This is a genomic window from Hadarchaeum sp. (SeqCode), assembly GCF_049969415.1.
Taxonomy (GTDB): domain Archaea; phylum Hadarchaeota; class Hadarchaeia; order Hadarchaeales; family Hadarchaeaceae; genus Hadarchaeum.
Map to the genome: position 1 here is coordinate 13019 of NZ_JBMFOX010000007.1, position 12601 is coordinate 25619.

Here is a 12601-nt window from a genome sequence, read left to right on the forward strand (position 1 = left end):
GGTATCACCAGACTGTGAGCAGGATTACTATCAGGATTACCACCAAGCCGGCAACTATCCAGAGGAGATAGGTGTTCACTTCACCGGTGTGGGCGGCCTGAACATAGCGGTAAAATGGACTCAGAACCCGGCGCACCGCTGAGAAAAATTGAGCGCTGTCGGCGTGGATTTCCTCCGGCTTCAGCTCTTCGCCGCAGGCATAGCTTTTCATTTTTTCCGGGGTCGGTTGCGGCTTGGTGGTCCTTTGCCCCGCCGCCATCAGGCCGTAGACGGCTAGGGAGCAGAGCAGGATTGCCACCGTGACGATTACCGGTTGCCAGATGATTTCGAACATCAGGTTCCTCCTAGGACTTGACTTATATAGTGAGTCACATTTTTAGCTGCTTCGGCAGCCGGCCCCACGATATTGAATCCCAAGTCCGGGATCAGCCCTATGGCCACGCAGATTAGGGCCATCACGATCATGGAGAAGAGCATGGGCTTTGGGGCTTCCATAGTGCCCTGCAGGCGCTGGGGTCGCTGGCCCAGAAATACTGAGCTGAAGGCCTTCATGAAACTCGCCAGCGTCAGACCGCTGACCACCACGGCGATGGCGGTTATCCAGGGCATCCCAGCTTGCAGGCCGGCCAGATAGATGAGATACTTGCTGACGAAGCCGTTCAGAGGAGGTATCCCTGAGATCGCTAGGGCGCCGATGAGGAAGGTTATGGCGGTGATGGGCATGTTTTTACCCAGCCCTCCCAGCTCGTCGAACTTTTGGCTCTTGGTCTGGTAAAGAACGGCTCCAGCGCACATGAACAGCAGCGCCTTATAGGTGGAATGGTTGAGGAGGTGGAAAAGTCCTCCCATGGTACCGTAAGCTGCCCCTAGGGTGCCCAGCCCGATGCCGAGGACCATGTAGCCCTTCTGACTGATGACGTGGTAGGCGAGCATGCGTTTAAAGTCCCGTTGCATGAGGGCCATCAGGACACCCACGACCATGCTGATCAGCCCAAGTGCGACTAGGATGGCGCCCACCGGCATACCGAAGGGGAGGTAGGGGAGCCTGGCCACCCAGTAGATTCCCACAACCGCAGCCGGCCCGGCCAGAAGAGCGCTGATTGCCGTCGGGGCCGCGGTGAAGGCGTCCGGAAGCCAGGTGTGGAACGGCACCATGGCCACCTTAACCATCACACCGGTTACGAAGAGCGCCAGCGAAATGACCAAAACCGGGGGAACGTTGGTTGCTCCGTAGGCGGCCAGCTTTATCGCTAGGTCGGCGATGTTGAGGGACCCGACAGCTCCGTAGAGCATCACCACGCTGAGGAGGACGAATGAGGTGCCTAGGGAACCGATGACCAGGTATTTCATTCCCGCCTCGATGGAGAGGGCGTCGCGCCGGAAGGATACCAGAGCGTAGGAGGAGATGCTCATGATCTCGAGGAAAACGTAGAAGTTGAAGAAATCACCCGTGAGGACGATGCCGAGCATACCGGACATCACCAGCAGGATTAGCGTGTAGAAGTAGCTCAGCCCGCTGTCCCGCCCCATGTAGGAGGCCGAGTAGATCACGACTAGGGTGCCCAGGAGAGCGATCATGAGGGCCATTTGGGTGGAGAGGGCATCCACGGCCAGGACGATTCCCCAGGGAGGAGGCCAACCCCCGAGCTTGTAGACGATGATTTCCCCGCCCCAAACATCGGGTGCGATGCTGCCCACCATTATCAGGACGGCTACCATGACGGCTATGGCGACGGCCTCGCGAAGGTGTTTGATGTGATAGCGCTCGGCTAGGATGCCGATGACGGGCATCACAAAGGCGGTGAAAAGCGGCAGGACGATGGCTAGGATGGGCGCATGAGGGATCATTCCTTCAACCTCCGGATCTTGGTCGTGTCGAGCGTTCCGCAGTGCCGGTAGGCGTAGATGCAGAGGGAGAGCGCCAGTGAAGTGATGCAGATATTGATGACGATGGAGGTCAGCACCAGCGCCTGCGGCAGAGGATCGACCGCGCTGGCGGCGAATTCAGGGAGGTTGGAAGCCACCTCGCTGCTGAGGATGGGGACGGTGCCGCCGAGGCGGTAGCCCATGCTGATTAGGAAGAGGTGGATGCCGTCGGTTATCACCGCGAGCCCGATGACGAGCTTGAGTAGGTTCTTCTTGAACAGCAGGCAGTAGATGCCCGCCGTGATCAGCAGCATCGCGATGATGTAGTTGAGCCCGGTGATCATTCCTTCTCCCCCCAAGTTGCGAACAGCATCGCGAACAGGATGAGCAGGATGCCCGCAGTGACCTTTATTCCCACGCCCACGTAGAGCCAGAGGAAGTTGCCGCCGCTGATGAGCTTGCCCACCTCGCCCAGCGGCAGCGTGTTCTGCAGGAAGTAGGAGCCGAAGACCAGGCCCATGAGGCCGACGGCGGCTATGGTCAGGCTGCCGAGCGTGTCGAGGACCTCAGCCTGGGTGAAGCTGGTGCTTTTCAGGACCCTTTCTAGGCCGTAGGCTAGGATGAGCATCGCGACCGCGGCGGCGATGATGACACCGCCCGGGAAGCCGCCTCCGGGGGTCAGGTGGCCGTGGACGACGATGTAGATCCCGAATAGGAAGATGAACGGGAACAGGATCCGGGAGATGGTTTTCACGATAACGGTCATTCCGGCCATCAGTCCTCCCTCCGCAAGGCTCTGAAGATCATGATGACGCCCACCACTGCGGTGAACAGGACGGTCGACTCACCCAGAGTGTCGTAGCCCCGGTAGCCCCAGACGATCGTGGTCACCACGTTGGTGGCCCCCGTCTGCCAGACCGCGTTTTCTAGGTAGGCTTCCCCCACCGCTTCGACGGTTCTGCCGTCAATGTATCTGGCCGGAAAGCTACCGAAAGGCGGCAACGAGAAGACGACGGTGTAGATTAGGGCCATTCCGAGGACCACCACCAGGGCCAGCGCGAGGGCATTTCTGGCTTGCATCATTCCTCCCTCCGGGTGCGGCTGATGGCGATGATGAAGAGGATGGTGGACACCCCGGCACCCACCGCCGCCTGCGTGATCGCGATGTCGGGCGCCTGCAGCATGTAGAAGATGACGGCCAGCGTGATGCTCGCGCCGCCCAGCATGATCACCGAGTAAAGCAGGTCCTTGAGCTGGATCGCGAGCACGTTGAGGACCAGCAGGAGGATTAGTAGAAGGCTCTGGATGATGACGTCAATCATCGCTTATCCTCCTCCAGCTTGTCGGCCACGCTGCGGCTCCAGAGCTTCACCCCGGACTTGTGCGCGGCTCGGGCGAGGGCGTGTGAGCTGACCGGGTTGGTCAGAAAGATGAAGATGGCGATCAGTATCGCCTTGGCCGTGAAGGAGTTCAGTCCGCCGCTGATCCCGGAGCCGAGGATTAAGAGGATTGAGCCGCCGACGATCACCACCGTGTTGGCGTGCACTCGGGTGTAAAAGTCCGGGAATCTGACGATGCCGATGGCGCCGATCACCGAGCAGGCCGAGCCGATGATCAGTAGCAGGTAGGCCAGATACTCGATCATGATTCCACACTCCTGCCCTCCAGATACTTGGCGATGGCGAGGGTCCCCAAGAAGGCGAGCAGCGCATACACCAGCGCTATGTCCAACAGCATTGAAATCCGGTAGTGAACGCCAAGGATTACCAGCGTCGCCGTCAGCAAGCCCGTTATCGCGTCGAAGGCCAAAATCCGGTCCGGCGCCGTGGGGCCGCGCACCGCCCTGATGGCGCAGATCAGGATGGCAACCACGGCGATCAGCACAATCCAGAGCAGCATCATCCGCAGATCCTCCTCAGGTACTTCTCAAAGCCGCCGCCGATTTCCTTGCCCGCCTGCTCCGGGTCGGTCGTCTTCACGTCGATCCAGTGGATGTACAGGCAGGGCTCCTCCTCCACGATATCCACCGTGAGGGTACCGGGGGTCATCGTGATGGCGTTGGCCAGGCCGGTCAGGCCGAGGTCGGTCTTGAGCCCGGTCTTGATCTTGACGATCCCCGGGTTGATGGGCATTCGTGGGTCGACGATGCGCCTGATGACATCAAGGTGAGACTTGACCTCTGCCAGGATGTAGGAGGGGATGTAGGCCAGGGCATAGCCGAGGCGGGCGGGACTTAGCTTCTCCCTGATTCCGCCATGGAAAAGGAGGCCGTAGGAGAGCGCCGAGACCAAGGCCGCCGCCACGGCTCCGGCCAGCAGCTCGGAGGGGTCGAGCGAGAGGGTCAGGGCTATCCACATACCCCAGAGGATCAGAAATGTGGCGGGCAGCCTAGCGCTAACCATTTCCTCAACCGCAAGTCAGTAGCACGGCGCCTTTTTTAACTTTTCGTTGAAACGTGTTTCTTCTTTTCAAGGGATTTTTTCTCCAAACTAGTTTTCGAGGCGAGCAATGGTCGTGGCGGTTTAGAGAAGGCGGACGCTTGAGTGCGACGATGGTTTTTTTCTCAGCTTCTCCATTTTGAGGCTTCCTTTTGAAGTTGTATTTAAATACCCCCCTATTTTCACGACGATTGACGATAATGGTATTAACGTTCAACGTAGTTAAAAAAGTTATTTAAGCCTTTTTCTTTCAATTTCGGGATTTTTTCTGGCAGAAAAGCTTAAATAGAGCCCAGTAAAGAGTTTACCTCGTAAAATTAAAGGAGATGAATAAGTGAAACTGAAATTGGCGAAAGTGATTGCAGCCTTAATGGTAGTTTCAATGATGCTAGTAATGTCGACAAGTAGCGTGAGCGCCACCCACACCCAAACGGTGTCGATTGACAAGACGCTTCTGCCCTACAACAAAAAGGTAACTTTGACCGTTACGGTTAAAAACAACGGACCTGACGCGATTGACAACGTCAGGATTATCCTGCCCTCTGGGTTCACTGGACCGGAAGTATTGGCGGCGGTTCCGGCGGGCACTGATGCACAACTGGCCGCCGTCGACAACGAGAACGTGGTCATACCGGCAGGAACCAAAGTAAAAATACTTGCCGGTAGTACGGTTACGATACCGGCAGACACGGAAGTGATTCGACTCGCGGATGAAAATGTACGCGTTGAAAACACACCGGGATCTCCTCTTGCAAACAGGGTTCTGTTGGAAAACGTGAGAATAAAGAAAGCCGCGGCGGTGACTACCGACAACCTAGGCGGGGAAAATGTGAATTTGAATGAGGACACTAAGCTGGCTCTGAAAGAGAACGATGTGGTCACGCTGGCTGAAACCATAGTGGTTCGGAAGTCTGGTGGTATCTACACGCTGGTGGACGATGCCCACGTGAAGGTGCACGACGATGTTAACGTTGGAGGAGTAACCGGCGCAGAAAATGTCGTACTCTTGAAAGACACGGCGGTAACAGTTAGCGACGGAAGCAGCTGGATAACCCAGCACGCGGTGTCGACAAAGGTGGGCATTGACACGTACACGTTGGTAGCGGGTGCTTATGTTACACTGACCTATCCTGAAAACAAGGTAGTGTTGCCAGCCGGTTCAAAAGTGGTGCTGAACTCAGGTGCCAATTTAATGCTGTACGAGAACACCGAGGTAATCAGAAAGGCCGGCGAGAACATCTACGTCGCCACTGATGTGGAGAATCGCCCGAACGGTTGGTCTCAGTCCGTTTCCGGCTCCACGCTTGAGTGGGTAGGCATCAGTGACAACAAGATTCCTGCAGGTGGAAGCCTAGCGTTTCCATTTACCGTGACCACGCCTCCAACCACCGGCGATTACACCATCTACGTGAGGGCGAAGGACAAAGCCGGGGCCCTGATCATCTCAGAAATAACCGTAACCGTTGACGCCACCTCACCGACGGTTACCGTGGAAGTATCTCCCAAATACGTAAAGGCCAACACCAAGGTGACCATCAAGGTGACGGCGAGCGAGGCCTTGGCCAAGCTAGATAACGTGATGGTCGAGGAGAACAACGGGGAGAACGTTCAGATAACCATGACCCCATCTGCCGACAAGAAGGTCTGGACCGGTACTTACACCACCAGCGACAACTTAAGCCGCGATGGACTGGCCAAGGTCTACGTCATCGGTGCCGATTACGAGGATCTGGCTGGAAACACGGGAAGCAGCGCGACGGACAGCTTCACCATAGACAGACGGGCACCGCCTGCGCCTAACCTTTCGGCACTTACCGCTTGGATAACCGAGAATGCCACCAGAACGCCGGCTCCGGGACTCCAGACAAATGTTAAGGAATGGACTATTGAAGGCACAGCACAGGATAACTTCTTGGACGTGATTGGACCTCAAGAAGGAATTACCGTCAAGATCCGGGTTGGGACGCAGGTGTTCACCGTCAGCGCTGACTCTTCGGGCTACTTCTACAAGGACATCGTCTTGTCTGAGGGCAAGCAGGAAGTTGGTATCAAGTACATCGACAAGGCGGGCAACGAGGGTCCAGAAAACTATGAAAACGTCACCGTGGACACCGTGGCGCCCTCGATCAGCATCACCGCTCCGTCAAAGGAGTACATCAACGACAACACGCCGCTGATTAGGGTGCTCATATCCGATGCCACGCTGGGGGTTGAAAACACCGGCTTTAACGCTGCCGACAACACGGGTTACACCGTTCAGCTGCGCCGGGACGACAACACAGTAGTCGACACCTTGGCCGCCTCGAGCACGATTGTGGGGCCTTTCAAGTCAGCTACTTTCGAGAACCAGTACCCGACGGAGCTGCCTGACAACCTGTACCACATCTACGTAAGGGCCGGTGACAACCTGCAATACTCTGAAGCGATCTTCAAGTTCCACATTGATACTGTGGCTCCAGCTGCACCAACCGGTCTGGCCGGAACTATAACGGGAGGAACCGCGACCGTCCCGACCGCAACCACAGTTCCTTCAGTAACTCTGAGCGGCACTGCTGAGTCGAAGGCCACGATCAAGGTCTACACCACCACCAACGCCGGCGTCACTTGGACGGAGTATGCTGCTGGTAGGACCACCGCGGGTTCTAACTGGACGACTACTGTCGACTTGACCGGCTTCGCGGGCAAGACGGTGGGCATCGCGGTGTCGGCGACGGACTTGGCTGGCAACGAGGGTGACAAGCAGCTGTACGGCTACCTGCTCTACACCCCAGCTCCTCCGGCCAACTTGGCTGGAAGCCTGGTTGCTGGTGCCACCGCAGCGTTGGCCAAAGCGACCTCAGTCTCCACACTGAACCTAGCCGGTACTGCCACGGCCAACTACAAGATCAAGGTCTACACCACCACTGACGGCGGTGTGACCTGGACCGAGTACACCGCAGGTGCGACCACCGCCAGCGCCACGGGAGCCTGGACAACTTCCGTTAGTTTGTCCGGCTTCGCGGGCAAGACGGTGGGCATCGCGGTGACGGCCACAGATGCCGGCGGTAACGAGAGCACCAAGACAATCTACGGCTACCTGATTTACGACGCCAAAGCCCCGTCGGTGGAGATAACCTCACCGGCGAGCGGAACCACCACAGACCAAGCCACCATCCAGATCACCGGTAAGGTGACGAAGGATGCCTGGGAGTCCTACTCCAACATCACGCTGACGTTGCAGGTTGGAGTGGGATCGGTCGAGGTACCGATCAGCTCTGACGGCACCTTCACCTACAGCGTTGCCTTGGCCGAGGGCATGAACACCATCGTTGCCAGAGCGACCGATGGTGTTAACGTGGGCACTCCGGTCAGCATTACAGTGACGCGCACCGTTACCCCGTGGTCGACCTACGCAATTATCATCGTGATAGTTGCGTTGATCCTGGCTGCAATCGCCATATTCCGCAGGAGATAAAAAGGGGAAAAACGCCACCACTTCCCCTTTTACCCTTTTTATTTTTTTATTTGCCCAGTGAGCGGTAGGTCTGTCGATTTTAGGTTTAGAAAATATTGCGGGAAATTTGGCCATCTGGAGTTAGACATCTGGCCAGGTAATCCAAACCCATCGCATTGACGAGATGACAAACGCTTATCGCTCAGGTAGCGGTGATACCCATACCATATATGTGATTTTTACGATTGCTTGAAAAATTCCAGAAAAACCACCATGTTAAAAACAGGTTGTAAGAATTTTGTTGTCTTACGTCAAATTTTTGATGCTGGTTTCAGAGCCTTTTGAAAAGGTTGTTGCCTCGCCTGTCAACGGCGACCACCATCGGCCCGAAATCTCGGACTCGGAGCACCCAGATGGCCTCTGGGCCCAGCTCCTCCCAGATTATTTTTTCCACCCCTTCTATCCGACTGGCGGCCAGAACCCCCACCCCACCGGGGAAGGCCAAGTAGATGCAGCCGAGCCTGCCCATCTCTTTGGCCACGTTTTCACCCACACCACCCTTGCCGATCAGCGCCCTGACTCCGGTGGCCTTGATGAAATCAATCTCCATCGGATCCAGTCGGGCGCTGGTGGTGGGTCCGGCCGAGATCACCTGCCAACCCTGCGGGGTTAATTTGGTGAGGGGCCCGCAGTGGTAGACAGCTCCACCTCTGAGGTCAATCGGCGGCTTTTTCCCGGAGATTATTCGGGAGTAGGCTTTGTCCCTAGCCGTGACGATTGACCCGGTGATGGTGACAAGATTTCCGGCGCGCAGCCCCTTGATGGCTTTCTCCTCCAGCGGTGTCGTCAGCCGCTTCATCTTCAAGGTTCCACCACCCTGAGTTTGCCGTTCACCAGCTTTGCCTTGGACCGCCGCGCCGGCCAGCATTGGAAGGCCACGGCCACGGGGAGGCTTGCCGTGTGGCAGGCGGCTTTTTCTATGCGAACTCCAAGGACAGTAGTTTTGCCACCGAGTCCCATAGGGCCGATGTTGAGCTTGTTCGCGGACGACTCGAGTCGGTGCTCCAGTTTCGCGAGTTCTGGGTCGGGATTTTTCACGTTTAGCGGTCGCAGTAGCGCTTGCTTGGCCCTCAGCGTCGCCGTCTCCATACTGCCGCCGATTCCGACCCCCACGATATTGGGTGGACAGCTTTTACCGCCTGCTTCCTCGATCGCCTTTAGCACCACCTCTTCGATGGCAGCAACACCTGCCGTGGGCCGCATCATGAAGAGTCGGCTGCAGTTCTCAGTTCCGGCACCCTTCACCAGCAGCTCCAGCTCCAGGTCTTTGCCCGGCGTTATCTCGATATGGACGGCCGGCTGGTCCCGACCGGTGTTCGATGGCGATGGCCTTCTGGTGAGGGGATCGACCGCGTTGGCCCGGAGCGGCACCTCCCGCGTCGCGATTTTCACCGCCTCCGTCATCGCCTTTCCGAGGTCGAACCGCAGCCCTCGCTTCAGGCCAAGCTTCACGAAGAAGGTGAAGGTGCCGGTGTCCTGGCAGATCGGGGCCTGGAGCTTCCTAGCCAGAGACAGGTTTTCCAGCATCATTTTGAGGTGAAACCTCGCGAGGGGCTCCCGTTCCCGGTTCAGGGCCCGCCTGAGGGCGCTCAGCACATCACGGGGCAGCGTGGTCTCGGCCCGCCGGATCATCTCTACAACCGTGTCGCGAAAACTTGTTTCAGTGAGCATAGGTTCGAGTTCAAATAATCCCGCCACGTTAAAATATCTTGATGCCGACCCGGGACAACGGTTTCAGGCTGGTTGACCGGACCACCAGGGCCACCATCGCCCGCCGGGTCATGCTGGCCAACAGCTTTTTCAGCCGCCTCCGGGGGCTCATGTTCCGGAAAAGCCTCCTGCCGGGTGAGGCGCTGTTTTTCATCTTTGCAAGGCCGGGACGGAACAGCGTGCACATGTTTTTCGTCCGCTTCCCGATTGACCTGATCTATCTGGACGCCGGCTTCAGAGTGGTCGAGGTCAGGAATTCGCTGAGGCCTTGGCGCTTCCACCGCTCCCGTGTGGTTTCGAGTTACCTCATAGAGCTGCCCGCGGGAACGGTAAGCCGGCTTGAGGTAAGTTTGGGTCACGAAATTCGGCTGGAGAAAGGGTTTTAATCCCCTGTTTTCATAAATTATACCGCTGACCGAGGCGGTAGGGGGACGGAGTAATGATGAGATGGATGTCCCCAGAGCTTTGGCCGAGGCAGCGGTTAAAGTTGCTCAGGAGATAAAAGCTGACGCTATTTTGGCCCTGACCGAGACAGGGAAGAACTGCGAGTTTTTTACCAAGATGAAGATCACCGATCGGAACGGCAGGCCGATAAAACTGATCGTGGCCACCCCCAACCCCGATGCCTACCGGCAGCTGAGCCTGAAAGGTTCTTTCCAGTGCCTGAAGCTCGCGGCCCGGCCTCACGACCGGGCCAGCCAGGCCCACCACGCCATCGCCTGCGGGCTCCAGCAGGGAGTGATTCATCTTGGGGAGAGGGTGGTCTGCCTCACGGGCAACGGTTTCGCCGACATGTCCGATTCAATAATCTGCACCGAGGTCAACGAGGAGATTTCCTTGGTCAACTTCCTGGAATCCAACCCGGTTCTTGCGGCCGCGGTGGAGCTCTCGCTTGACCTCGCCAAGAGCGGTCCCGACGGCAAGCCGCTGGGCGCATCCTTTGTGGTGGGAGATGTCAAGGCGGTGCTGCGGCTGTCCCGCCAGCTGATGATAAATCCATTCAAGAGTTACAAGGTGAGCATCAGGGACCGGAGGCAGTGGGACCTGTTGAAGAAATATGCCTTTTTTGATGGCGCTTTCATTGTCGATGACGAGGGCGTGGTGGTAGCCGCGCAGAGATATCTGGACGCGAACGTGTCCGTGGAGATTCCCCCCGGCCTCGGTACCAGGCATCTTGCGGTCGCGGCAATCACGGCGGCCACCAGGGCCAAAGGGGTCACCGTTTCCGGTGAGAATGGGGTGGTGAGGATATTCGAGAAGGGGAAAATCCTAGCCAAAATTGACCCAGGCAGCAAGATCATCGAGTCGCTGGGCCCCTCAACTTAAGGATTTTACCCCTGCCCACCCACTATTAACTGATTGAAATGGAGTATCTGAAGCTAGCCGAGGTCTTTGAGAGGCTGGAGAAGACTCCCTCTTACTTGGAGAAGAACGCCATTATCGCGGAGCTGCTTCGACAGACCCCGGCGGAGGAGATTGAGCGGGTGGTGCTACTGCTGTTGGGCCGGACCACGCCCGCCTATGTTTCCCAGGAGAGCGGGGTCGGGCTGGCGCAGCTCAAGAAGGCCGTCTCCAACGCCTCGGGTTACTCGCTGAGCGAGGTGGAGAGGTTGATGCTGGAGATTGGTGACCTGGGTGAGGTGGCCCGGAGGCTGATGGAGAAAAAGAAACAGGTCACGCTCTTTACTGAGCGGCTCACGGTGAAAAGGGTCTTTGAGGGGATAAGGAGGCTGCCGGAGATAACGGGCGAGGGATCCGTCGACCGCAAGATACTCGCGATCTCAGAGCTCCTCACCAGCAGCCAGCCCTTGGAGGCGAAGTTCATCATCAGGACGGTGCTGGGCGATCTGCGAATCGGGGTGGCCGAGGGGCGGCTTCGGGACGCGATCGCCACCGCCTTCAATGTCGATCCCGAGGAGGTTGAGCACGCCTACATGCTCACGACTGATTACTCGCTGGTGGCCCGGGCCGCCGCCGAGGGCGGGGCTAAAGGGTTGCGCCGTCTAGGCGTCATAGTCGGTCATCCCGTGAACCCAATGCTGGCGCAGCGGGCCGAGGACATCCAGGAGATTCTGGAGCGAATGAAGGGTAAGGCGGCCTTTGAGATCAAGCTCGACGGAATAAGAATTCAGGTGCACAAGGACGTGGAAAGGATCTACCTTTTCACCCGGAGGATGGAGAACTACACCGATATGTTCCCCGACCTGCTGCCGCCTTTGCTGAAGGCGCTCAAGCCCAGCCGGGTGATCGTCGACGGCGAGCTGGTGGCTCTGGATAAAAAGACCGGAAAACCGATGCCTTTCCAGGAGGTCCTCAAGCGGCGGAGGAAGTATGGGGTCGAGAAATCGGCCGAGGCAATCCCGGTGGAGTATAACATCTTTGATGTCCTGCTGGTCGAAAACAGGATGATGCTGGACGAGCCCTACACCAAGCGCCGGGAAATGCTGGAGAAAATTGTGGAGGAAGTTGAGGGCCGGGTGAGGCTGGTGGAGCAGAGGATACTCTCCGATGCCAAGGAGATCCAGGAGTTCTGCGATTACGCCATAAGGATTGGCCACGAGGGCTTGGTCGCCAAGGACCTGCAGTCCACCTATCGGGCCGGCCGCCGCGAGTTCCTCTGGCTGAAGCTGAAACCCACGCTGGAGACGCTGGACTTGGTCGTCGTCGGGGGTCTGTTTGGTAAGGGGAAGCGGGCGGGGGTCTTCGGCAGCTACGTGCTGGCGGCCCGGGACAGCGAAACGGGGAGGTTCAAGACGGTGACTAAATGCGGCTCTGGGTACACGGACGAGGATCTGGTGGAGCTGACCAAGATGTTCAAGAAGCTCCAGATAAAGGAGCCCCATGAAGATGTGGAGATCGAGATCGATTGCGACGCCTACTTCAGGCCGGAGGTGGTCTTTGAGGTAGCCTATGAGGAGATCCAGGTCAGCCCGGAGGAAAAGCACACCAGCGGAATGGGGCTGCGGTTCCCGAGATTCTTGAGGGTGAGGGAGGACAGGCGGCCGGAGGAGGCGACGACTGTCCAGGAGATCGAGGAGCTGTTTGAGCTGCAGGAGCGAAGAAAGGGCAAAAGGGCCTGAGAAAAAGACTTAAC

Annotated in this window: 15 protein-coding genes; 4 read left to right on the forward strand and 11 right to left on the reverse strand. The window is 57.6% G+C overall.

The features are described from left to right. Window positions 1-4: 4 nt before the first annotated feature. From ACP5PX_RS02940 to ACP5PX_RS02980, 9 genes are read right to left on the reverse strand one after another with little or no spacing between them, the layout of a single operon-like run. A complete protein-coding gene (locus ACP5PX_RS02940) occupies window positions 5-334 on the reverse strand; it encodes a hypothetical protein (protein WP_428083799.1) in 330 nt (109 codons plus the stop codon). Beyond that, window positions 334-1848 (reverse strand): proton-conducting transporter membrane subunit, encoded by a 1515-nt coding sequence (locus ACP5PX_RS02945; RefSeq protein ID WP_428083801.1) that lies wholly within the window; start codon window positions 1846-1848, stop codon window positions 334-336. Before ACP5PX_RS02945 ends, ACP5PX_RS02940 begins: the two co-directional genes overlap by 1 nt. After that, complete coding sequence (locus ACP5PX_RS02950; protein ID WP_428083803.1) at window positions 1845-2210, reverse strand: sodium:proton antiporter; 366 nt, start codon at window positions 2208-2210, stop codon at window positions 1845-1847. Before ACP5PX_RS02950 ends, ACP5PX_RS02945 begins: the two co-directional genes overlap by 4 nt. Continuing rightward, entirely contained in the window at window positions 2207-2641 is a 435-nt protein-coding gene (locus tag ACP5PX_RS02955) for an MnhB domain-containing protein (RefSeq protein WP_428083805.1), read from the reverse strand. The genes ACP5PX_RS02950 and ACP5PX_RS02955 overlap by 4 nt, the downstream gene beginning before the upstream one ends. Next, on the reverse strand, window positions 2641-2949 hold the full coding sequence (mbhE, locus tag ACP5PX_RS02960) for a hydrogen gas-evolving membrane-bound hydrogenase subunit E (protein WP_428083807.1): 309 nt from the start codon (window positions 2947-2949) through the stop codon (window positions 2641-2643). The genes ACP5PX_RS02955 and mbhE overlap by 1 nt, the downstream gene beginning before the upstream one ends. After that, entirely contained in the window at window positions 2946-3188 is a 243-nt protein-coding gene (locus tag ACP5PX_RS02965) for a hydrogenase subunit MbhD domain-containing protein (protein ID WP_428083809.1), read from the reverse strand. The genes mbhE and ACP5PX_RS02965 overlap by 4 nt, the downstream gene beginning before the upstream one ends. Then, window positions 3185-3511, reverse strand: a complete 327-nt coding sequence (gene mnhG, locus ACP5PX_RS02970) for a monovalent cation/H(+) antiporter subunit G (protein ID WP_428083811.1) — start codon at window positions 3509-3511, stop codon at window positions 3185-3187. Before mnhG ends, ACP5PX_RS02965 begins: the two co-directional genes overlap by 4 nt. Continuing rightward, window positions 3508-3768, reverse strand: a complete 261-nt coding sequence (locus tag ACP5PX_RS02975; RefSeq protein WP_428083813.1) for a monovalent cation/H+ antiporter complex subunit F — start codon at window positions 3766-3768, stop codon at window positions 3508-3510. Before ACP5PX_RS02975 ends, mnhG begins: the two co-directional genes overlap by 4 nt. Beyond that, a complete protein-coding gene (locus ACP5PX_RS02980) occupies window positions 3765-4268 on the reverse strand; it encodes a Na+/H+ antiporter subunit E (RefSeq protein WP_428083815.1) in 504 nt (167 codons plus the stop codon). The genes ACP5PX_RS02975 and ACP5PX_RS02980 overlap by 4 nt, the downstream gene beginning before the upstream one ends. A 430-nt stretch (window positions 4269-4698) precedes the next feature. Between ACP5PX_RS02980 and ACP5PX_RS02985 the strand changes: the two genes are divergently transcribed. Beyond that, on the forward strand, window positions 4699-7758 hold the full coding sequence (locus ACP5PX_RS02985; protein ID WP_428083817.1) for an Ig-like domain-containing protein: 3060 nt from the start codon (window positions 4699-4701) through the stop codon (window positions 7756-7758). Window positions 7759-8068: 310 nt separating this feature from the next. Here ACP5PX_RS02985 and ACP5PX_RS02990 read toward each other — a convergent pair whose 3' ends face one another. Continuing rightward, a complete protein-coding gene (locus tag ACP5PX_RS02990) occupies window positions 8069-8596 on the reverse strand; it encodes a FumA C-terminus/TtdB family hydratase beta subunit (protein WP_428083873.1) in 528 nt (175 codons plus the stop codon). Between the two features lie 2 nt (window positions 8597-8598). After that, entirely contained in the window at window positions 8599-9468 is an 870-nt protein-coding gene (locus tag ACP5PX_RS02995) for a fumarate hydratase (RefSeq protein ID WP_428083819.1), read from the reverse strand. 41 nt (window positions 9469-9509) lie between these two features. On the opposite strand from ACP5PX_RS02995, the gene ACP5PX_RS03000 reads away from it, so the two are divergent. From ACP5PX_RS03000 to ACP5PX_RS03010, 3 genes are all read left to right on the forward strand, one after another. After that, entirely contained in the window at window positions 9510-9893 is a 384-nt protein-coding gene (locus ACP5PX_RS03000; RefSeq protein WP_428083821.1) for a DUF192 domain-containing protein, read from the forward strand. 61 nt (window positions 9894-9954) lie between these two features. Continuing rightward, window positions 9955-10833, forward strand: a complete 879-nt coding sequence (locus tag ACP5PX_RS03005) for a diadenylate cyclase (RefSeq protein WP_428083823.1) — start codon at window positions 9955-9957, stop codon at window positions 10831-10833. A 38-nt stretch (window positions 10834-10871) separates the two neighbouring features. Next, complete coding sequence (locus ACP5PX_RS03010; RefSeq protein ID WP_428083825.1) at window positions 10872-12587, forward strand: ATP-dependent DNA ligase; 1716 nt, start codon at window positions 10872-10874, stop codon at window positions 12585-12587. Window positions 12588-12601 lie beyond the last annotated feature (14 nt).